We start from the raw sequence: 21,710 nt of genomic DNA on the forward strand, positions 1-21,710 counted from the left end.
TTTTTCCTTATAATCGATCAGCCTCTAAAGAGTTTGAACTACCTGCATAAAATCGTTCCGGCTCCAGTGATCGGTTATCCTTCCGTCCTTTAAAATATCTATTTCAATTACATTCATTTCCACTTTCTTTCCTGTGGGAGCCTTTCCCATAAACTCTCCGGTATGTGTTGCAGTAATTGTTTTTCTTAGTGATACTTTATTTGCTTCGCCTATCACTTCGTGAATTTGCACGGAAATATTTGAAAATGCCCTATGAAAACCAGTAATGAATTGGATCATTACACTTGCATCTGTAGGAGCGTTAGGCGGAGCTGTATGGTTTACAAATGTATCCGCTAATACCTCCTTTGTAATTGCTGTATTACCTAATTCGAAAAATTCTTTATTGAATTTGATAACCACTTTTTTATTTTGTTCTACTTCCATCTTATTACCTTCTTTAGTTTTTAAATTTTGTGCCTGTGTTGTTTTATAGCCTAGCGTGAAGATTAATAACAGAGATACCATTAACTTTTGCATATGAAACTACTTTATTTCAACATATAACTGAGCTCTTGTTTTTCTTGCTTTTTCTGCAATTGCCAGCAGATCTGCTTCTTTGTTGCGATAACCCAAAGCCAGCAATACTACGCTTTGCAGTTCTTTTTCTTTTAAACCTAAAATTTCATCTACCATAAGAGGATTAAAACCTTCCATGGGTGAAGCGTCTATTTCTTCGAAAGCCGATGCAATTAAGGCCGTTCCCAAAGCAATATAAGCCTGCCGGGCGGCGCCATTGGCACGTTGCTCATGGGTCAATGTATCATTATGCCCTTTAACCATATTGAAGTATCCATCCAATGCTTCTACAGGTATATTTCTTATACCCGCGGTATTGGCTACAATTTCTCTGATGTAGTTGTCGGTAATAGTAGTTTTGCTGGCAAAAACAAATAAATGTGAAGATTCAATAACCTGCAGCTGATGACAAGCCTTTTCATAAATTTCCTTTTTCAATGCTGCATTACTAATTATAAAAATGGTATATGGCTGTAAACCTGCTGAAGACGCAGAAAGACGGATAGCTTCTAAAATTGATTCAATTTTCTGATCGGGAACTTTCTCCCCGGTCATTCGTTTGGTGGCGTACCGCCAATTGAGCTTACTTATTAACATTGACATTATCTTTTGTATTAAATGATAATGCAAATTTGGCCATAAGAAAAGCCTCTAGCCAATAAGGTAATTTAAGAAATAGGCTTAAGATAGTTTAAGGGTAAGCTACTTTTGGGCGATATTCTTTCTTACAACACTCAAAAACTCCGGTGTAATACCAAGATAAGATGCTACCTGGGTATTGGGCAATCTTTTGGAGAGATGAGGGTATTGTTCTAAAAATGCGAGGTATCGTTCTTCGGCATTGGAGCTTATGTTTTGCAACAGCCTGTTTTGAAGTTCTATAAATTTATTTTCAATGATAACCCTAAAAATCATACAGAACTTTGGGTAATTTTGATACAGATGAATGAGGGCTGGCTTATCAATTTGTAAGATTACGGATGGTTCAATAGCTTCTATATTAAGGCGGCTTTTTCTTTCGGAATGAAAACTGCCAATGTCCATTATCCATTCGTTTTCAGAAGCAAACTGAATATTATGTTCCGCCCCGTTATTATCAACGCTATACATTTTAGTACAACCCGATACTACAAAAGTATAATGCCTGCAAACGTCATGTTCCTGGAGAATAAATTGCCGACGCTTGATTTTTTTTTCGATCACGCGACTCCATAGATCTTCCTTCTCCCTACTATTTAACGGAATGTAATTGTGAAAATAAGTTATAAGATTGTCTACCGACACGATATCTTTTTATCATAATAATAACAAAAAAATCAAACCGATGACACTGTCGGTCTGATTTAATTAGGGAATAGATAATGTTTGCTGTTAGTCTTTTAAGTACCAAACGGCGAATCCATGATACTTACCTGCAATATTCCCCCCTCCAAGGTTTGTGTTAAATCGAACGAGATCGACAATAAATATCAAGATCGAACAAATCGATAAAAGTCGCCCCTGCCTGTACAAATTTCGAACTTATTTTTAATGGATTTAGAACAGATTGTAAATATATCTAATTGATATACAATTATTTGCAGATCGTTTCTTATTGCGCATACTTGATTGTGAATCAGAAAAACGTGTGTATAAAAAAATAATGTGTGCAGCGCAAAGCAGATTGATCTGGTAGCTTATCTGGCCCCACTGACTGCCATCCCCAAAGGGTAACAAACCAGGAGTTTTTTCCCCGATAACACAGAAGAAGAAAAGCGATTGTTGGATATACTGAAAAACGCTTATCTAAAAGCCCGGTACGAAGATCACTACATTGTACCAGAAACTGATCTATCATTGTTTTTTAAAAGAGTCATGCAACTACAGGAAGCCGCCACAAAAATTATAGAGGAGAGAACTGAATGCTCTCCTTTTATTTGAGCTAATTAAAGTGTATCAAGATTCTTCATCTTAAAAAGCGGATTATCCTGAAGTTTGAATGGATCAGCACAATTCAGATTAACTTTCTTTTTGGCTACAACGTCAGTCATTTTGGCTACATCTGTTTTTTGAAGTTGTTACAACTTTACATCAAAAAGGAAAATGAATATTGTATTAACAGGCTCGTTGGGCCATATCAGCAAACCACTTGCAACGGAATTGATTGCAAAAGGACATTCTGTAACAGTTATCAGCAGTAAAGCTGAGAGACAGAAAGAAATTGAAGCATTGGGTGCAAAGGCGGCAATCGGCAAAATGGAAGATGCTGAATTTCTTACAAATACTTTCACAGGTGCAGACATTGTTTATTGTATGGCAACAGGCGACAGAAGCCGTATGTTTCATAAAAGCAATCCATTGACATTGCAGGAAATGGAAGACAACATGAATTTAATTTGGAACAATTATAAACAAGCAATACAAAAAACAAACGTAAGAAAAGTAATTCTTCTTAGCACTATTGGCGCACATACAGACAAAGGCGTTGGCGTACTTAAATGGGGATATTATGCCGAAAAAACTTTGAATGAATTGCCAGCCGATGTTTCTATCAAAGTGATGCGCCCTGTAGGGTTCTATTATAATTTGCTTGGGTTTGCAGCAATGATAAAACAACTCAGCAAAGGTGTTTTGGGTGCGCTCATGTCGCTTCGTTATTATGGGTTAGGAGGGTTTTTAAGTGGCAAACGTGGAGTTATACTTAATAACCTTGACGGAAGCGACGTGAACGTTTTAGTTTCGACATTTGATATTGCAAGTGTTATTGCAGAAGAAATAGAAACACCTTTTGTTGGCCGAACCATCCGCTATATTGCAAGCGAAGAACTAACGTGTAATGAGGTAGCAAAAATCTTAGGTGAAGCAATCGGTAAGCCTTATTTAAAATGGGGGCGGATTTCCGATAAACAATTATTGAATGCTATGAAAGGTATGGGAATGAGTGAAGGCGTTGCAAAAGGATTTGTGGAGTTTCAGGCAGCCGGACGTGGAAAAAATGGTCTTTTGGGCGAAGATTACTACAAGCATCGTCCGGAATTGAGCAAAACAAAATTAAAGAGCTATATGCCCGAATTTGTGGAAGCCTATAATAAAAATTGATTGAGTGCATGATAAAATGGAAACAATTTTTCGTAGATAGAATAAAGGAATTTCCATTCAAATTTCGATGTCATACATAATATGAGCTTGAATAATTAGTATACTGCTAATAAATTTAAAAAGTAAAATCTTTTTATGGTAATAAAAAACAGCACCATCCTAATCACTGGCGGCACTAATGGCATAGGTTTGGAGTTTGTGAAACAATTGCTGCGACAAGGGGCAAACCTCATTGTTACCGTGCGGGATATGATAAAGCTAAGCCGAACCAAACAGCAGTTTCCACAGATACACACTTTTCAAAACGATGTAAGCAACCCGAAAGATATTGAACAACTTTGTGCGGCTGTAACCCAGCAATTTCCCGAGCTCTATATCATCATTAACAATGCCGGCATCATGCAAATGGCCAGCCTGCAAAACACCAGCATCAACACAGAAAACATCGCCCATGAAATTGATACCAATTTTTCAGGAACGGTACGGATGACCCACCAATTCCTACCACATTTATTCGCAGGCACTAAGGTTACAACTAAAGAATACGCCAGTAAAAGTATTTGAAATATCCCCGCCACAAACCGAAAAACCATTGCAAACGGCCGTGCCCGGACTAAACCGTGGCGGTCGGAAAAATGAAGATTGACAAGATGGTAAATGTGGCCATCAAAGGCATTTTGCAAGATAAATTTGAAATCAGGCCCGGCTTATCCAACGGCATGAAATGGATGAACCGGATTGCCCCAACTTTTTTGCAAAGATGATCGAACGAAATATTGAGAAGGCGAAGCGAAACATCATAAATTTTACTTAAATTAACGAATGAAACCCATACGCATCAAATCAATTAGCGAATACCATCGGCATTTGGGCTTGCCCAAGCCTGAACATCCCTTGGTTAGCATAATAAATTTAAATGATTCTTCGCACAAATCTCAGCGTGACTCTATCAATGTAGTATATGATTTTTATTTCATAGCGATGAAACGCATGAAGGGCGTGAAATATAAATACGGAGGACAGCCGCATCTTGATTTTGAAGACGATGGCGTGTTGTTTTTTATGTCGCCTAAACAGGTTCTTAGTATCGAAATTATTGATAAAGAAATTGCCAAAAAAGTTTCGGGGTGGATGTTGCTGGTACACCCCGATTTTATTTGGAATACCTCACTTGCAAAAACCATAAAGCAATACGAGTTTTTTAATTATTCTGTAAACGAAGCGTTGTTCCTTTCCGAAAAAGAAGAAAAAACGCTTAACGGGATTATAGAAAATATTCGGCAGGAAGTTCATTCTAATATTGATAAATTCAGCAAACAAATCATTGTAACACATATTGAAAACTTGTTGAGTTATTCTGAACGATTTTACAATCGCCAGTTCATTACAAGAGAAAAAGCCCATCATCAAATCTTAAGTCGTTTGGACGAATTATTGACTGACTATTTTGGTAACGATGATTTAATTTCAAATGGATTGCCGACAGTTCAATATGTTGCAGGCAAATTAAACGTTTCACCAAGTTACCTTAGCAGTTTGCTTAGAGTGCTTACCGGACAAAATACACAACAACACATTCACGACAAACTAATTGAAAAAGCCAAAGAAAAATTATCTACAACAGATCTTTCAATTAGTGAGATTGCTTACGGATTAGGCTTTGAACATTCACAATCATTCAGCAAACTTTTCAAGACAAAGACAAAACTTTCACCATTAGAATTTAGACAATCGTTTAACTAACAACAAATAGACAGACAACAAAGCCACTTGCCCATAACATCGGTCACTTCCAAATGGTGTGATTTGAAATCATGAAATACGTTTTGATAGGTTAAAAAATGATTTGATTCTCTCTTCACTTTTCCGTTAGTCCGCAGGTTCGAATCCTATCAAAAAAGGGCAAATTTATTTACATAGATACTGTTATACAGCTACTTACGAGTATTCTGGTGAGTTCAAAGCAAATGCCAAACTTCACTCACCGAATCACTCACTGATGATTTGATATTTTATAATATAAATAGATAGTAGAAGAAATAAAAAAACCTGTAATCATATTGATTTACAGGTTTTGATAACATTTGATATATCATTTAGCCAGGTAGATCCCGCTCGAAGCGAGACGACCTTCCCGACACGTCGGGACACGCTACCAGGGCTGCACTGCTCTTAAATAAAAAAGCCTCTGGTACATACCAGAGGTTTTTCTTTTTGTCGGGTGAACCGGATTGCCTTCGGCGATCCAGCATTCCCTCCATATTACCCAAGAAGCCACGCCCAATTTCATTGGGCTGCTTTGTTTTTCTGTCAGCTTATCCGAGCAAGCTCGGAACGTTGCCCCAAAAACAAAACCCGCAGCTTTCGCTGCGGACTTCTTGTTTGTCGGGATGACAAGATTTTGCGCTCCTCATTTTCTTTATTTTCATGTATTGATATTCAAATTGTTATAGTCAAGCCGTTAATTTAATAACTAACGACTTGACCCCTGATTGACCTGCTAAATTATACTTATCGAAGGAGTATTACTTCAGTAATATATTGAGTACTATCGCTTCCGTAATAAGTGGTAGACATATATTTCAAATTTAATTGACCCGAAACCGAAAGATTTACATGAGCAGTAAAGTTGTTTGGTGAACATTCACCTGCTTGAATCAAAATAGAATCACTTTTTTGAGTAAATGTTGTGCTGCAAGTATGATTACTGGCCTCATCATATATTGTTAATTTGCTGTCCTCAGTGAAAATCCAGCTGTCTTTTGGTTTACCGTATATTATGGTTGAGTCCTTTTTTACGATAACCCCAGTTGAAAAATATACACCTATAGTCTTGGAACTGTATTTGCGCCAAGTAGAGAATATTGTTGGTACTGGATTATCCGAGTCCTTTTTACCACAAGAGAATAGGCTAACAGTACACGCTAACAGTAAAAGTTTTTTCATAGCGCCCTTTTTTGTTGTTTTATAAATTACTTTTAATCATCATTGTTTCATATTTTGCTTGTTCTGTATCAGCAAAGCGGTAAGCGTCTTCCCTTCCAAATTTATCAGCATCTTCTCGGGCAACAATTTCCCCATCATGGTTTGCGATGAAATATGCTGATAAAGATTGCTTTGCATTATTGAGTAATGGATTTATAATGGTATATTCATTTTTATATACTGTATAATCGATATCCTCTGGCCTCATAGTAGATAAGTATTTTAACCTGCTTAATTTATATTCCCAAATACTTAATTTTTCATTTCCATTTTCCCGCATTTGAGCAACAAGTTTTTCAACTATTTTAATTTGATCTGTTAAAGGCTGCCCTTCACTTTTATTGATTCTATTCCATTCTTTCAATGACTCCCCTACAGTTACCGTTTTAACTTCTACTAAATCATTAGAATGATACTTCAAATCAACGCCTAGCGCTCTTTTGGTAATATACTTTTCGATTGATGATTCTCTGTCCGCTTTTTGACAACCGAATAAAGATATCATGCTAAATAGCAGTACAATTTTTTTCATAGTGGTATATTGATTTTGTGGTTAAACAAGTATTAATTGGTAGTTAATGCATTAAAATTCACATTTTTGTGTGATTAATGTCGCAACGCATATATACTGCGTTGTCGGGGTTGAGCTTTGATACTACTTACTACCTATATTTGTCCATTACTCCAATCGTGAATGTGTTATGAAAAAACAAAAAAAACGCCCTGGTAAGAGGGCTATAGTGTTTGTCCCTAAGAATTTAAGCGTTTGTTTACCAGCTCTTGCAATTGACCAAGAGCAACCGTTGAAGATTGCCCATTCGCCTTTGCCAGAAGTTCAGCTACAGCAGACAGAGTAACCTCCTGCATTGCTTCTATCTTTTTTATTGCCGCCCCCATATCATATTCTACCATATCCTTTCCCTCTTCTTTCTCGACTCGGCTTTTAAGTTTTTTTAAATTGCCCAATAACTTGTCATTGCCTCCGCGGGATAATGCTTGAGATATATAATTAGGGTTATAACCAAACTCTTCCTCTATCTCTTTCCTACCCCAGTTATAATTTTTTAGATCAATTAGCAGCTTTTCAATCTCTTTTTTGAGTTCCATCTAATTAGGGTATGTCGTTATTGAATATTGACTAAATTTTGCCTAAAACAATAATTGTTGACTTTTTATTGCTTCTGTCAATGTATATTTGCATTAACAAATCAGTTAACGCAATGATGAACGCAAATATAGTTAATAATCCGGCTGTCAGGATGATACTGCTAGAATCAGGGGAAAAATCCGGACTGCGGAGGAAAATCACCGGTCACGGTAATCTTAAGGCTGCCATCCAGTCCACTGGATTATCGGAGGGGACTCTCAAGAGAGCGATTATGGGATTCCCTGTAAAAGAGCCTACTGCCGTCAAGATTCGCAATTACCTAAATCCTCAGCCATGTACGTCTCTTTCAAGCGCGGTGAGCAACCAGTAAAGTCGAAAAAGCCCACGCGTAAGGAACAGGTACATGAGATGGCCCGACACCTTATGGCAAAGTGGAGATACCTGGATAGACAGGAAGCGCTTAAAAAACATTCTCAAACCAATAACACTAACACCAAATGAAAAAATTCCGTAAGAAACCAGTTGAGATCGAAGCAATGCAATTGACTATCGATAATATTTATGAAGTGCAGGACTGGGCTAATTCTATTATGCCTTCCGATAAACAGATTACCATCTCATTCTTGGAGGAAGATGACTTGAACTGGCGTCCAGCTGGTCTGAACATACCTACAAAAGAGGGTATAATGCTTTGTTGCTTTAACGACTACCTGATAAAGGAACCATTCCCTACAGATGATCGCATGTTCTATCCATGCAAGCCTGACATGTTTGACCTTACTTACGAACCTATAAACTAATTATACCATGAACCTCCAAAACTTCTACCAACACGAAACCTTTATCTGGTTTGCTGTATGTGCTCCGCTGATTGGATATGGCCTGTATAAGTTGATGCCTGGATTGATCCGAAACTTCATCAAGAGCTAACCATGTACGAACTCTGCTACGCTATTTGGATAGTTTACCTAAGCATAGCACTCCTTTCTCTAATCATTCAACTAATATTTTATGAGCGTTACAACCAACGTCGCCGGATACCGGCTGACAATAACATCTCATTGCCTTCTCGGCACGATTGAGCGGTATAGTGTAAACATTGAGTTGGGGAAGAAGGAGGCTCATGGCATCATCACGGTAAGCAGTGATGGAAAGTATTATCTGTTGGATATCACATTCGATGTGCCTACAGGATTGCAATCAATGTATCACTTCTGTAAGGGGTTGATTGCTTTAGGAGAGGATGTGCTGATAGAGGCAGTAAAATACTACTGTGATAATTTATATTCTTAATCATGAATATCATTTCATTGGGATTAGGGGTCCAATCAACAGCACTTTATTTCATGAGTAGCATGGGAGAGTTACCGAGAGCTGACTATGCAATCACTGCAGATCCAGGAAGGGAAAAGGCTGGTACTTATAAATATCTTCAGTTCCTTCTCCAATGGCAATCTGATAATTCGGGTATACCAATAATTGTAACCGATAAAAAGAATCTATTTGAAGATCTATTGAAAGGAACAAATAGTTCTGGTAATCGCTTTGCGTCTATTCCGTGCTTTACTAAAAATGATGATGGCAGTCAGGGGATGTTACGTAGACAATGTACGAGCGAGTACAAAATTGGGCCTGTTGACGAGGTGATTAGAAGATTATATGGAATGAGACCACGGCAACGACGTCCAGAAACCTTTGTTTGGAAGGGAATTACAGTTGACGAATTAGATAGAATGTCAGAACCAGAGCAGAAATGGAAACGACATGTATATCCTTTTACAGGATATCAGTTCAATGCTAAAGGGATTTGGGAAAAGTTAAACTGGGGTATTCAAATGAGCAGGGTTGATTTATATAATTGGTATCAAAAAATGGGGTTCCCGATCCCTCCAAAATCATCATGCGTATTCTGTCCATATCAGTCTGATCTTAATTGGTCACGGATGAAAAAACATAATCCTGAAGATTTTGACGCTGCTGTTCAAGTCGATTACGCTATCCGTAATAGCACGCAAAAAGGTGTAAAAAACCAGTGCTTTTTGCACCGCAGTATGACACCACTTGACATGGTTGAATTTGATGACCAAGATGATTTATGGTCCGGTGAATGTTCTGGTAATTGTCACATATAAAAAAGGCCGGCATTCGCAGTGCCGACCAATTAAATAACAACTATTCATTTCAAAAGTATGAAAAAACTTGAAACACTAACGCCTGAACAGGAACAAAAGATGTTAGGAGTCCGTGACTTCTGGAAGGACTATATCTTCTCTTGTAAAAATAGGACTAACAGACCAGCGGCGGCTGCGGCAATTTCTTGGCTTTACAAATTTTGTAAGCAAGATGGCCTGAAGCAAATCATATTTGTTGATAGCCCTTTGGCTGTTCAATATGCAGTGTCCTATCTCAAAGAAATAGCGAAGCTGCCAGGAGGGGAGCAAAGCGAGCCTTTGGCCAACGTCGGGGACAACGTCGGGGACAACGTCAGGGCCAACGTCTGGGCCAACGTCAGGGCCAACGTCTGGGACAACGTCTGGGACAACGTCGGGGACAACGTCGGGGCCAACGTCTGGGACAACGTCGGGGACAACGTCTGGGACAACGTCGGGGCCAACGTCTGGGACAACGTCAGGGCCAACGTCAGGGCCAACGTCAGGGCCAACGTCGGGGACAACGTCGGGGACAACGTCAGGGCCAACGTCGGGGACAACGTCAGGGCCAACGTCGGGGACAACGTCGGGGACAACGTCAGGGACAACGTCGGGGACAACGTCAGGGCCAACGTCTGGGACAACGTCGGGGCCAACGTCTGGGACAACGTCGGGGCCAACGTCTGGGACAACGTCGGGGACAACGTCTGGGACAACGTCGGGGCCAACGTCGGGGACAACGTCAGGGCCAACGTCAGGGCCAACGTCAGGGCCAACGTCGGGGCCAACTATGAACCATTCGCTTCATATGGAAATGTCAGTGATTACAGCTGGTTGGCATACTTTGATTATTTCCTTCAAATTGATGCTATTCAACCGAACGATGATTTCATTCGTTATCGCGACCTAATGCTTTGTGGAATATATGATATGGTGCAACTATCAAATGTATGTATCGTGTCAGACATGCCTACAAAGATCATTCGCAATGCAGCCGGAAGACTCCACAACCCAACCGGACCAGCCATTGAATTTGCAGATGGATATTGCCAGTATTATATCAACGGTCGTGCGTTGCCCTCATGGATATGGGAGAAAGCAGCCGCTAATGAGATCACCCGTGAAATGTTCCTGAAAGAGCAAAATAGTGAGATAAAGGGTGGCATCTACGAGGTGTTAGGGCAAAAGCGTATGATGGATTTGCTAGGTTCCGAGGAAGTGGATGTAAGGACAATTACCCACAAGAATGGAGATCTCGAAACGGTCACCTTGCTAAAAACAAAGGAGACCTTTGAGGAAATAGACAACCAGCCATTTGCATGGGTAAAGATGGTATGTCCGAGTACCGGATCACAATATCTTCAGGGTGTAGAACCTCATCACACAAATGCTATGGAGGCCATGGCATCGCTGTCAATGTTCTCCGTTAGCGAATATTCTTTCGACTTCAGATCATAATTATTCACCAATCACAATCACAAATCATGAAAAACGAATTACGCGGTCACCAGGGTGACGTACAGTTTAAATCTATTGGATCCATTCCTGCCAATGCAAAGAAGGTAGCAAACAAGCCTATCGCATTGGGAGAGCATTCAGGGCATATGCATGTATTAACAGGAGATGTGCAGATGTTTGAAATAGATGGGCGCATTGTCTGTGCAGTAGGAAGTGACGGTGCTCGTCTTCAGCATGTGCATGAAAGCAATTTTACAGATGCATCCTGGACAAAGACTGATGAACTACAAAAGGCTGATCACAACAGTCACCTGCTGCCGGAGGGAAATTATGAGTTCTTCATTCAGAATTCATATAACCCATACAGCAAGTTGCTGGAACAGGTTATTGATTAACGTTTCATAGGGTTTAGTTAGTGTAATAAGCCGGGACTGCTCTCTGTTCCGGCTCACTTTAAAATATTTACTTATGCCTGGTACAATGATTATGATTATTGATTCGAAAGAGGTGGTGAGGTGCAGGTATTACACTAAGAATGACCGAAATAATATCATCTCATTTTTCAATTTACTATATGCGCCGAAAGAATACAGTTTACTTCTCCAACCTGACGCCTGCACAGAAGGTGAAATGGTTGCGCAAGTTGCAAAGGCGGGACACATTTTCGAGTATCGCAGGGCTTTTAGTGTTTATGGCGATGGTGATGATTCCAATTATTCTTTGGCACTATAGACAACATATTTGATATGTCTAACAATACATTCACTCTTCGCAAAGCAGAAAGGAAGAAGGCAAAAATTAGGCTGGGTTTATCTGCTGTAGCTGGTGGTGGTAAAACAATGTCTGCTTTGCTCATTGCATTCGGCATCACTGCTGATTGGAGTAAGATTGGAGTGATCGACACTGAAAACCAATCAGCAGACCTGTACTGCCATTTAGGTGACTATCAGGTACTGTCACTTTCTTCTCCATATTCACCGGAAAGATATATACAAGCGATTCGTGCATGCGAAGAGGCGGGTATGGAGGTAATTATTATTGACAGTATCACCCATGAATGGGATGGGAAAGGTGGATGCCTGGAAATTGTCGATAGCCTGGGTGGAAAGTTTGCCGACTGGGCAAAGGTAACACCGCGACATCAGGCATTCCTTGATGCTATCCTTCAATCAAAATGCCACGTTATTACCACGGTTCGCAGAAAGCAGGAATATGAGGTGATCAAAGATGGTAACAAGACAAAAGTTGAGAAGGCCGGCACAAAGGAAATTACTCGTGAAGGATTTGAGTACGAGCTGACCGTTAACTTGGAGCTTGACCAGCGTCACAACGCTACTGCGTCAAAGGACCGAACCGGTTTATTCATGGGGAAACCCGCCTTCGTGCCAGATGCATCTACCGGCAGAATGATATATGAGTGGTGTGAATCTGGTGCGACACCTACACCAGTTCAACTACCTGCCATCTCTGATGAGCAGTTCTTCAAGGCTAAGCAACGACTAGGAACCGGTGAGATAGATGTGTACGAGAAGATCATAGCTGCGTTCACACTGACATCGTCACAGCTTAACGAGCTGGATGATTTACTTAAAACTCAAAAAGAGAAGCAAAATGGGAGCAAGTAAACAATTATACATGGATCAGCAAGAGCAGCCAGCTGCACCGGTGAAGAAGTCACTGTTCAATATCAGGCAGGATCATCTTTCATTACTGGCACTCATTGAGGAAAATGACGGTGTGCTGGATGATGAAATGCAGGCTGCTCTTCAACTCAGTGAAGAGGACTTCAAAGAGAAAGCCATCAGCTACGGGTTCCTTATTCGGAAGCTGGACGCTGAGTCAGATACTATTGCCGCTGAAATCAAGCGCTTGCAAGGGCTGAAACAACGCGCTGATAACCGCGCAGAGCTATTCCGGAAAACGCTGGATGAAGGCATGAAGCAATTCGGATATGATAAAATTGATAGCGAGCTGCTGAAGATCAGTTATCGCAAGTCAAATCCGGTGGAGCTATCTGAAACCTTCCTTGACGATATCCTTCAATTCACTACGGTGTCAATGAAGATAGTTGAAGGGATGGAAGACAAAGCAGCGGACGCGGGGATCAACGAAGATATACTTCAGCTGCTGGACCTAAAACCATCAGCTAGCAAGACGCGTGTCGGTGATGCGCTGAAGCAAGGGGTCAAGGTGCCTGGTGCGAGTATAGTTGAAAAGAAGAATCTTCAAATCAGGTAGAATGAAACAGCTTAGACTGTACCAGGAAAACGCGATTACCGAAGTAGCCCGCAAGATTGCTGGTGGTTTTAAAAAGGTGGTGTTCCAGTTGGCAACCGGTGGCGGAAAGACCGTCACCTTCGCCGGACTGGTACAGCGGTACCTGGCTCGTAATAATAAAAAGGTGCTCATACTGGTGCACAGGTCTGAGTTGCTTGAACAGGCTAAACGCACCATGTATGACTGGCACGAGATTATTGCATACCCTGTGATTGCTGGACAAAAATGGATACCGAATGTGCCGGTGTATGTCGGCATGGTCGAGACTGTAAATAACCGGTTGAAGAAAAATCCGCAATACTTCGGCAATGTGGGTATGGTAATTATAGACGAGTGTCACATCGGGAATTTTAAAAAGATTCATGAGTACTTCCCGGATGCCTGGATAGTTGGGTTCACAGCTACGCCTATCAGCGCCAGTAAGAAAGAACCTTTGAAAGATTTGTATGAAGACATCGTTTGCGGTATTGATATACCCGACTTGGTCGCCTCTGGTAGCCTCGTACAGAATCGCACATACCACATTAAGAATATCAATAGGACGGATCTGAAAATTAAGAATGGTGAATTCGATGACAAGGTGATGGGACAGGCATTCAGCAAGAAGAAGCAGATTGATAACGTCGTGCATGGATATGAACAGCATTGCCTTAATACCAAGTCCATAGTATTCAACTGCTCCATAGAACACAGTGAATTGGTCAATGCTGCCTTCCTGAAAGCCGGCTATCAATCACGTCACTTGGACAGCTACGCCGGTGAGGAATACCGTAAGGAATGCCTTGCCTGGTTACGAGCAACTCCCAATGCGATCCTGAACAACGTCGGCATCCTCACCACCGGCTTTGACGAACCTTCTGTTCAATCTGTCATCGTCAATAAATCCACTATGTCCTTGCCGCTATGGTTGCAGATGACTGGCAGAGGCTCCAGACCATATCCTGATAAGGATATATTCACCATTCTAGACATGGGAGGCAATGCTATGACGCATGGGGACTGGTGTGCGCCGCGTGACTGGAAGGAACTATTCTATAATCCTGATCCTCCAAGTAAGGGTGATGGGGTAGCACCGGTAAAGGAGTGTGTACAGTGCGAAGCGATCATTTCCGCAAGTGCCCATATCTGCCCTTTCTGTGGAGCCAATAACAAGCCGGCTATGAAGGTGGATACTACACTGGCTGAGTTTGAGTTGCTGACGGAACAGAAACCACTGGTTATAGAGGTTGACAGGATGATACAGGACGGCCAGGGGAAGCATAACTATGCCGTGCTGCATAAGATGAAAAAGACCATCATTATGACCGGGAAGCATAAATGGCATCTTACCAGTATAGACAACGGTGTGGCAGATCGGCTACGTGAGATGTTCCAGGGGAAGGTAAAGGAATGGTGCGAGAAGCAGGGTGAAGGATATACCCGGTACTACCGGGACATGACTGACAAATGGATGCTTAAAGAGTTAAAAGATATATTCGGATGGGAACCACAACCATTAGCCTCTACGGCAATATAAAGCAAGTACAAGGCGGGAAAGACATACCGGTTGACATTTTACTTCAGTACATCGCTGAGGGGAAATGGCAGGATGAAGTGCTGGCGGTTCGTACCGGGAGCATGGCAAAGACAGATCTGCCTTACTGCACTATCTCTGGTAAGTTCACCGAGCGTAAAGCTGCCGGGTTGGTTCAGCACTCAGGATTTATCTGCATTGATATTGACGATGTGGATCCTGAGGAAATGAAGTCGCTGCTGTGTCCTGACCGGTATGTTTATTCCGCCTTCACGAGTGTAAGCGGTAAGGGACTGGCAGTCATGGTCCGCATTAACCCTGAGAAGCACAACGAGGCATTCGAAGGATTGCAGGAGTACCTGTACACCACTTATCAGGTTGTGGTGGATCCGTCCTGTCGTGACGTTAGCAGAGCGCGTATAGTTTCGTATGATCCGCATATATACGTTAATGAAAAGGCTGACAAGTTTACTATCTATCCAAAGAAGCAGGCTGCATTGAAAAAGGTACCGGAGGTGGTGTTTGTGCAGAGTGACTTTGATTCCATCATCAAAGAGATCGTTGGACGGCGTATTGACATCACAGGGGATTATCAGTCATGGCTGCGTATAGGGTTTGCCATCAGCGATAAGATGGGAGAGAGTGGCCGGGCGTACTTTCACCAGGTCAGCCAGTTCCATCTGGATTACCGCGCCGACTTGTGTGACCGGCAATATGATAACTGCCTGAAGGCCCGCCGGACAGGTATCACCATTGCCACGTTTTACTTCTATGCCAAGCAGGCTGGTATCCGGGTAATGTCAGAGCAGACGAAGTTGATCGTACAGTCTGCCGCACTGGCAAAAAAGGGTGCACGCACCAAGGAAAGCGTAATTGAGTATCTGCAGGATGCGGAGGGGATCAGCCCAACAGTTACCCAAGACATCGTTGACCAGGTGTTTGATAATAACATCACCATTGACACAAAGGACAATGAGGTTGATGCGGTGGAGTTATGGCTCAAGCAGAACTACGAACTGCGCCGTAATGTGATCACAAGGTATATTGAGAACCGCGGCAAGCCCTTGCAGTCTAAAGACTTCAACACCATTTACATCGCCGGGAAGAAAGTATTCGAAAAGTGCAGCTATGAGCTGATTGATAGAATCATCAATAGCGACTTCACGCACGATTATAATCCACTGTTGGAGTTCTTTGAGCGTCACCAGCACCGTCAACCGAAGGGAGCAATTAACGCCTTGTTTGACACTATTGAGTCTGACACGGGTCTTGCCGGTGATGAGTTCTTCCCAGATTATAAACTGCACTTTGGAACAAAGTGGCTGGTCGGACTGATATCAGCAGCTCATGGCAAGCACTCGCCGCTGATGCTGGTCCTGTCTGGTAATATTCAGGGTACTGGTAAAACGGAGTGGTGGCGAAGACTACTGCCAGCAGAGTTGCGGGGCTACTATGGTGAAAGCAAACTGGATGCCGGCAAGGATGACGAAATCCTGATGACACAGAAGCTCATCATTATGGACGACGAGATGGGAGGGAAAAGCAAGGCAGAGGCGCGTCGTCTGAAGGAGCTGACCAGTAAACAGGTATTCTCACTGAGGGAACCATACGGGCGAAATAATGTGGACCTCCACCGGTTGGCAGTGTTGGGCGGCACCACTAACGATAACGAGATCCTGAACGACCCCACCGGTAATCGCCGCATCATACCTATTAACGTTTTGTCCATCAACCAGGCAGCATATAACGCTATCGATAAGATTGATGTGCTGATGGAAGCCTATCATCTATACTTGTCAGGATTCCAGTGGGAGTTGACCCGAGATGATATCAAAGTGCTGAATGACAATACCAGCACATTCGAATCATACAGTATCGAGTATGAACTGATCAACCGGTACTATGATCTCCCTGCCAATGGTGACAGGTTTAATATCTGCGTGCGTACTGCCACGGATGTGAAGGTACGACTGGAACAGTTGAGCGGTCAGCGTCTGAGCCTCGACAGGGTAGGGAAGGAGATGAAGCGGCTGGGGTATGTGAATAAGGCTTTTAAGAAGAATGGCAAATCTAAGAAGGCATATGAGGTTGTGGAGATCGGGATCGCAGGAGCACTTATAACTCAATAAGGGTGGTAAGGTGGTAACCGGGTGGTAACCTAAAAACAGATATGGTTACCACCGCTCAAATCTACCACAGTAAACAATCATATAGAAAAGGTGGTAAGGTGGTAACCGAAAATTTAATAAAACTATAATTATAAAATAACTGTACTAGTGTATTAGTGTACCAGTTAAATATATATGGTTCGCGGCAACTTCCAGAAAATTGGTTACCACCGTTACCACCTTACCACCACAAACCAATAAATCATGAGCGAATTACAACTACAAGCAAAATGTTTCCAGTGGGCATACAACAGCTACCCACAGCTCAGGAAGCTACTGTTCGCGGTACCGAATGGCGGTACCAGGCATGCAAGGGAAGCGATGAGTCTGAAAGCGTCAGGGGTTGTATCCGGAATACCAGATATGCTCTGCCTGTATCATGGGATGCCGGTTGGAATTGAGTTGAAGACGGAGACCGGTAAGTTATCACCAGATCAGAAGGCGGTGCATGAAGTGTGGTTGTACCACGGGATCACAGTGCACGTAGTTCGCTCCTTCGAGGAATTTCAATCATTAATCTTAAAAATAATATCATGAGTGATCAAGCAAAAATCGTCCTTAAGGGACGTATCAAAAATATCTTTCCATCTGAGATATTCGGGAATTTTGAAAAGCGGGTAATGTGGTTAGAAGAACAGGACGTTCAATATCCACAGACCTACGAGGTACAATTCACCCAGGGTGATTGTAATGTGCTGGATGGCTTCCAACCTGGTCAAATGGTGGAGTGCCATATTAATCTGCGTGGTCGGCATTCGGAGAAGAGTGGTAAGGAATATGTTTTTAACTCCCTGCAGTGCTGGCGGATTAAGAAGCTGGCTAATGCCGAACCAGTGCCGACCGAAACGAATGAGCCTGCGCAAGCGGCGGATCTTGGTTATGCGCCTGCAGCATCTTCAGATGACTTACCATTTTAATTCACCCGCACCCCGTAAGGTGCATAATCATAAAAAAACATGAAAAATAAATTCTGGTTTATCGTTCACAATCTCATCGCTCATCCGCTACTGTGTTTAAGTAGTCGCAGTGCCTCATGGCCTGGTAGGTTTCATGACTGGACAGGCGAGAAAATGGGAATGCCACATTAATCAATTAAACCATGCCAGAGGCCAAACAAGCATGAAAATACTATCACTCGTTAACAACGCAAGCGGATGCGATTATCACCGTGTCCGCTTGCCGATCACCTACCTACAGCAAGCCGGATATATCCAGGGAGTCCCTGCAGGGTTATCCTTTGAAGACAGCATGAAGGAATGTGATATCCTATTCTATAACAGACTGCCATATAATACCTCTCTGGATCAGATATTGGACTTTAGGAAGAAGTACGGTTTCAAGATAATAGTAGACTTGGATGATTATTGGAAGCTGTACCCAGGACATTTACTGGAAGGGATATGGAAGGCGCAGAAATTGGAACAGCATATCCTTAGAAATGTATCTGTTGCAGATGCTGTAATATGTACTAGCGATCGTCTTTACCAGAAGATACTGCCATATAATGGTAACGTTCACGTAGTACCTAATGGGCTGCCTTTTGATGATGACCAGTTTATCCCCAGACAATCACAGCATGAAGACAATGCATACGTGTATGTTGGTGGTGGTTCGCACTATTGGGATCTCAGACTCCTTGAATCTACGATGAGAAAACTGGCCAGACATAACTTCACCAACCAGGTAGTCCTTGCCGGGGTAGCAGAAGATGCTGAGGTGTATCGTAAGATGGGAAACATGCTAGGTGCATCAGGTCAGCTATCGGGGTTCAGAACTGTACAGCACCTGCCAGTATCCAGCTATATGGACCTGTATGAACATGGCACAATTGCCCTGGCTCCTTTAATAGCTAATGAATTCAATGCCCATAAATCAAATCTGAAGGTATTGGAAGCTGGGTGTAAGAGCATGCCGATCATTGTTTCCAATACTGGTCCTTACCTGGACGATGTATGTCCCTTCCTGATGCGGGCAGACAAGGCATCTGACTTCTATCGGTGGATCCAGTGGTGCGAGGACAATCCGAATCATGTGGCTGACAATGGTGCTGCCCTTGCCGCATACGTTCGCCAGAACTATGACATCCGTATCCTTAATTACCTGAGACTCGACGCTTTTAAATCTGTGCTATGAAGAGAGACGATATCATTCGGGCATTCACGACAGATCCCGACTACCGAAAGATTTGCAACCAGATAGGCGGTTTATATGCAGACGACCTATATCAGGAACTCGCCCTGGTAATGCTGGAACTGCCCGGCGATAAGCTGGAAAGGATTAATGAAACATGTATTAAGTGTTTCTATTGGAAACTGGCAAAGCATCAGTTCTGTAGCCGTAACAGCGCATTTCATAAAAAGTATCGAAGGGATGCTGAGGTTATACGTGAGCACGCGAATGATATCGTCCTTGTTGGGCAGTCTACCCTACCAGATATAGATCTGGTAGACAAAGTAAATAGAGCTATTAAAGATGTGTATTGGTATGATTCAGGTATCCTGTCCTTGTATGCTGAAAAAGGAACATTACGGGAAGTGGCCGACTGCACTGGAATTCCGATTAAAAGCATTCATGATACCGTTAACAACGCAAGAAAAATAATTAAGAAGAAAATCAAAAAGTATGAATAACCTATTGCTGATTGTAGGAAGCGCATGTTTATCTCTGGCGTTTATTGAGACTGGCATTCCATTTAGAGTGAAGAAGCTCTTTAAGGTCAAAAGGCTGAAGCCCTTCGACTGCCCTTTATGCCTTGCCTGGTGGCTTGGTATATCTTCTTCCATCTTTTTTGAAAAAAACACGCTCGAAGTGATATATATAGGTGCGGCTGCATCAGTAACAGCCGTCATAATTAATAAATGGATCGACACATGAAATTCACAGTAGAACACATTAAAGTACTTGAGCAGCATAAAGGACATTGGGAGAGCTTAACCGAGGTTGGGTTTATGCGAAATATTGATAAGCCGGTATTTGATGCCCTGCAGAGAGTCCACAATGAAGCTATTAGCGAAGTGCACTATTCGAGATGGTGCGGAGAGTGCGTCTCTGAAATGGTTAGAATCATCTACACCCAGTATGATAAATACAAATTAGAGGCTAAATCACAAAGAAGGAATGGCAAATAATATCCATCCTACCGCTGTCATAGGTCCGAACGTTCAGCTGGGGGATAATAATTATATCGGGCCATACTGTGTTATCGGGATGCCAGGGGAGCACCGGGAGAGGTGGGGAGCAGACAAGGGTGTGATCATAGGGGACAATAATGTATTCACCGGACATGTCACTATTGATTCTGGCATTGCGGATTTGACGGTCATCGGTGACAATTGTTTTTTGATGAAACACTCGCATGTAGGTCATGATGCTATTGTTTGTAACGAGGTGGTTATATCATGCGGGGCTAAGATAGGCGGGCATGTCCTGTTGGAGAACAAGGTGAATGTCGGCCTTAATGCGGTGATACACCAGCATCATGATATCTCAGAAGGTGTAATGGTTGGTATGGGATCAGTTATGACCTTAAAAGTAAAGACAGAAAGTTATCAAACCTACGCCGGTAATCCAGCTAGGCATATCGGCCCAAACAAAAAGTACGTATGAGAGTTGCAGCGTTAATGCTTAGTTATAACCGGTATGAATTGCTTCAGCAGACAATAGAGCATAACCGGAATAATGCTGGGCATCCATTTGACTTATACATATGGGATAATGGTAGTACTGATTCTCGGGTAAGGTCTTACCTGAACTCGTTAAGTAATGTATCTGGTATCATATTCGAAGCTGAGAATGTTGGTATTGCCAGACCTTTTAATTCGATATTGTCAGTTATTGCCAACAAATACGATGCATTTATCTTCATGGCTAATGACATTCTCGAGCCTGATAATTGGCTCCGTGATCGCGTCAACTACATGCAGACTGTTTTAAATTCCGGGATGGTATCTATATCTGTAGGGGATCATAACTACCCCAGCAGAATGAATAATGGCATGATCATTCACCCAGGCCATGTCATTGGCCAGTTTATGATAAGCCGCGAGGTATTCGATACTATCGGATATATGCGTGAAGACTTTGGCTTATACGGTCCTATCGACAATGACTATAACGTTAGATGTGAAAGGATGGGATACGTCAACTACTACCTACCGGCAGTTAAGGCTATCCACCTGGATGACAAGGATGACATCAAATACGGGTATAGTAAGTCCGAACAGGTGAGTAAGACATGGCCCGAATTCGTCAATACCTTACAACGGTATATCGATATCGAGAATATATATATCCCATTTGATGGGCAGATGACAATTGATATGAAGGAATATGTGCAGTAAACGTTCACTCTCGAAGGAAGAGGCTAAAAACGCCCTGTACTGGATACGGGCACATAAGGGGCGTAAGTCCTTTCG

Annotated in this window: 27 protein-coding genes; 21 read left to right on the plus strand and 6 right to left on the minus strand. The window is 42.2% G+C overall.

From position 1 onward, the window contains the following. Positions 1-24: 24 nt before the first annotated feature. From ABDW16_RS07035 to ABDW16_RS07045, 3 genes are all read right to left on the minus strand, one after another. On the minus strand, positions 25-519 hold the full coding sequence (locus ABDW16_RS07035; RefSeq protein WP_343668680.1) for an ester cyclase: 495 nt from the start codon (positions 517-519) through the stop codon (positions 25-27). A gap of 6 nt (positions 520-525) precedes the next feature. Continuing rightward, a complete protein-coding gene (locus tag ABDW16_RS07040) occupies positions 526-1,161 on the minus strand; it encodes a nitroreductase family protein (protein WP_343668681.1) in 636 nt (211 codons plus the stop codon). Between the two features lie 99 nt (positions 1,162-1,260). After that, complete coding sequence (locus tag ABDW16_RS07045; protein ID WP_343668682.1) at positions 1,261-1,842, minus strand: Crp/Fnr family transcriptional regulator; 582 nt, start codon at positions 1,840-1,842, stop codon at positions 1,261-1,263. 798 nt (positions 1,843-2,640) lie between these two features. Between ABDW16_RS07045 and ABDW16_RS07050 the strand changes: the two genes are divergently transcribed. The 3 genes from ABDW16_RS07050 (at position 2,641) to ABDW16_RS07060 (ending at position 5,379) form a co-directional block, all read left to right on the plus strand. Then, positions 2,641-3,636, plus strand: a complete 996-nt coding sequence (locus ABDW16_RS07050; protein ID WP_343668683.1) for an NAD(P)H-binding protein — start codon at positions 2,641-2,643, stop codon at positions 3,634-3,636. A gap of 135 nt (positions 3,637-3,771) precedes the next feature. Further along, a complete protein-coding gene (locus ABDW16_RS07055) occupies positions 3,772-4,200 on the plus strand; it encodes an SDR family NAD(P)-dependent oxidoreductase (protein WP_343668684.1) in 429 nt (142 codons plus the stop codon). 258 nt (positions 4,201-4,458) lie between these two features. Beyond that, positions 4,459-5,379, plus strand: a complete 921-nt coding sequence (locus ABDW16_RS07060) for a helix-turn-helix transcriptional regulator (protein ID WP_343668686.1) — start codon at positions 4,459-4,461, stop codon at positions 5,377-5,379. Between the two features lie 768 nt (positions 5,380-6,147). Here ABDW16_RS07060 and ABDW16_RS07065 read toward each other — a convergent pair. The 3 genes from ABDW16_RS07065 to ABDW16_RS07075 form a co-directional block, all read right to left on the minus strand. Continuing rightward, positions 6,148-6,582: a hypothetical protein gene (locus ABDW16_RS07065; protein WP_343668688.1), complete on the minus strand. Its 435-nt coding sequence runs from the start codon at positions 6,580-6,582 to the stop codon at positions 6,148-6,150. A gap of 19 nt (positions 6,583-6,601) precedes the next feature. Beyond that, a complete protein-coding gene (locus tag ABDW16_RS07070; RefSeq protein ID WP_343668689.1) occupies positions 6,602-7,153 on the minus strand; it encodes a hypothetical protein in 552 nt (183 codons plus the stop codon). Between the two features lie 218 nt (positions 7,154-7,371). Next, positions 7,372-7,728, minus strand: coding sequence for a hypothetical protein (locus ABDW16_RS07075; RefSeq protein WP_343668690.1), 357 nt, complete (start codon positions 7,726-7,728; stop codon positions 7,372-7,374). A 498-nt stretch (positions 7,729-8,226) separates the two neighbouring features. Here ABDW16_RS07075 and ABDW16_RS07080 point away from each other — a divergent pair, with 498 nt between their 5' ends. The 18 genes from ABDW16_RS07080 to ABDW16_RS07165 all read left to right on the plus strand — a co-directional run bounded on the left by ABDW16_RS07080 (position 8,227) and on the right by ABDW16_RS07165 (position 21,635). Then, entirely contained in the window at positions 8,227-8,529 is a 303-nt protein-coding gene (locus ABDW16_RS07080; protein WP_343668691.1) for a hypothetical protein, read from the plus strand. Positions 8,530-8,536: 7 nt separating this feature from the next. Further along, positions 8,537-8,659 (plus strand): hypothetical protein, encoded by a 123-nt coding sequence (locus ABDW16_RS07085; RefSeq protein ID WP_343668693.1) that lies wholly within the window; start codon positions 8,537-8,539, stop codon positions 8,657-8,659. Positions 8,660-8,740: 81 nt separating this feature from the next. Then, positions 8,741-9,022, plus strand: a complete 282-nt coding sequence (locus tag ABDW16_RS07090) for a hypothetical protein (RefSeq protein ID WP_343668694.1) — start codon at positions 8,741-8,743, stop codon at positions 9,020-9,022. 2 nt (positions 9,023-9,024) lie between these two features. Continuing rightward, complete coding sequence (locus tag ABDW16_RS07095; RefSeq protein WP_343668695.1) at positions 9,025-9,861, plus strand: hypothetical protein; 837 nt, start codon at positions 9,025-9,027, stop codon at positions 9,859-9,861. A 57-nt stretch (positions 9,862-9,918) separates the two neighbouring features. Beyond that, positions 9,919-11,337 carry a DUF6745 domain-containing protein gene (locus tag ABDW16_RS07100; protein ID WP_343668696.1) on the plus strand — a complete coding sequence of 473 codons (1,419 nt, stop codon included), beginning with the start codon at positions 9,919-9,921 and terminating at the stop codon, positions 11,335-11,337. 26 nt (positions 11,338-11,363) lie between these two features. Then, the gene (locus tag ABDW16_RS07105; RefSeq protein WP_343668698.1) at positions 11,364-11,732 is read left to right on the plus strand and encodes a hypothetical protein; all 369 of its coding nucleotides are present in this window, start codon (positions 11,364-11,366) and stop codon (positions 11,730-11,732) included. A 351-nt stretch (positions 11,733-12,083) separates the two neighbouring features. Next, positions 12,084-12,962, plus strand: a complete 879-nt coding sequence (locus ABDW16_RS07110) for an AAA family ATPase (protein WP_343668699.1) — start codon at positions 12,084-12,086, stop codon at positions 12,960-12,962. 10 nt (positions 12,963-12,972) lie between these two features. Next, positions 12,973-13,575, plus strand: coding sequence for a siphovirus Gp157 family protein (locus tag ABDW16_RS07115; protein ID WP_343668700.1), 603 nt, complete (start codon positions 12,973-12,975; stop codon positions 13,573-13,575). Between the two features lies 1 nt (position 13,576). After that, positions 13,577-15,130 carry a DEAD/DEAH box helicase family protein gene (locus ABDW16_RS07120; RefSeq protein ID WP_343668702.1) on the plus strand — a complete coding sequence of 518 codons (1,554 nt, stop codon included), beginning with the start codon at positions 13,577-13,579 and terminating at the stop codon, positions 15,128-15,130. Then, positions 15,094-17,256, plus strand: a complete 2,163-nt coding sequence (locus ABDW16_RS07125) for a VapE domain-containing protein (protein WP_343668703.1) — start codon at positions 15,094-15,096, stop codon at positions 17,254-17,256. The genes ABDW16_RS07120 and ABDW16_RS07125 overlap by 37 nt, the downstream gene beginning before the upstream one ends. Before the next feature lie 243 nt (positions 17,257-17,499). Further along, the gene (locus ABDW16_RS07130; protein ID WP_343668704.1) at positions 17,500-17,832 is read left to right on the plus strand and encodes a VRR-NUC domain-containing protein; all 333 of its coding nucleotides are present in this window, start codon (positions 17,500-17,502) and stop codon (positions 17,830-17,832) included. Next, entirely contained in the window at positions 17,829-18,212 is a 384-nt protein-coding gene (locus ABDW16_RS07135) for a DUF3127 domain-containing protein (protein WP_343668706.1), read from the plus strand. The genes ABDW16_RS07130 and ABDW16_RS07135 overlap by 4 nt, the downstream gene beginning before the upstream one ends. A gap of 202 nt (positions 18,213-18,414) precedes the next feature. After that, positions 18,415-19,428 (plus strand): hypothetical protein, encoded by a 1,014-nt coding sequence (locus tag ABDW16_RS07140; protein WP_343668707.1) that lies wholly within the window; start codon positions 18,415-18,417, stop codon positions 19,426-19,428. Next, positions 19,425-19,925 (plus strand): hypothetical protein, encoded by a 501-nt coding sequence (locus tag ABDW16_RS07145; protein ID WP_343668708.1) that lies wholly within the window; start codon positions 19,425-19,427, stop codon positions 19,923-19,925. Before ABDW16_RS07140 ends, ABDW16_RS07145 begins: the two co-directional genes overlap by 4 nt. Continuing rightward, the gene (locus ABDW16_RS07150; protein WP_343668709.1) at positions 19,918-20,169 is read left to right on the plus strand and encodes a hypothetical protein; all 252 of its coding nucleotides are present in this window, start codon (positions 19,918-19,920) and stop codon (positions 20,167-20,169) included. The genes ABDW16_RS07145 and ABDW16_RS07150 overlap by 8 nt, the downstream gene beginning before the upstream one ends. Further along, positions 20,166-20,423 (plus strand): hypothetical protein, encoded by a 258-nt coding sequence (locus tag ABDW16_RS07155; RefSeq protein ID WP_343668710.1) that lies wholly within the window; start codon positions 20,166-20,168, stop codon positions 20,421-20,423. Before ABDW16_RS07150 ends, ABDW16_RS07155 begins: the two co-directional genes overlap by 4 nt. After that, positions 20,413-20,901 (plus strand): hypothetical protein, encoded by a 489-nt coding sequence (locus ABDW16_RS07160; RefSeq protein ID WP_343668711.1) that lies wholly within the window; start codon positions 20,413-20,415, stop codon positions 20,899-20,901. Before ABDW16_RS07155 ends, ABDW16_RS07160 begins: the two co-directional genes overlap by 11 nt. Next, positions 20,898-21,635 carry a glycosyltransferase gene (locus ABDW16_RS07165; RefSeq protein WP_343668712.1) on the plus strand — a complete coding sequence of 246 codons (738 nt, stop codon included), beginning with the start codon at positions 20,898-20,900 and terminating at the stop codon, positions 21,633-21,635. Before ABDW16_RS07160 ends, ABDW16_RS07165 begins: the two co-directional genes overlap by 4 nt. Positions 21,636-21,710 lie beyond the last annotated feature (75 nt).

Origin of the sequence: Chitinophaga sp., from assembly GCF_039596135.1 — a bacterium.
Classification (GTDB): domain Bacteria; phylum Bacteroidota; class Bacteroidia; order Chitinophagales; family Chitinophagaceae; genus Chitinophaga.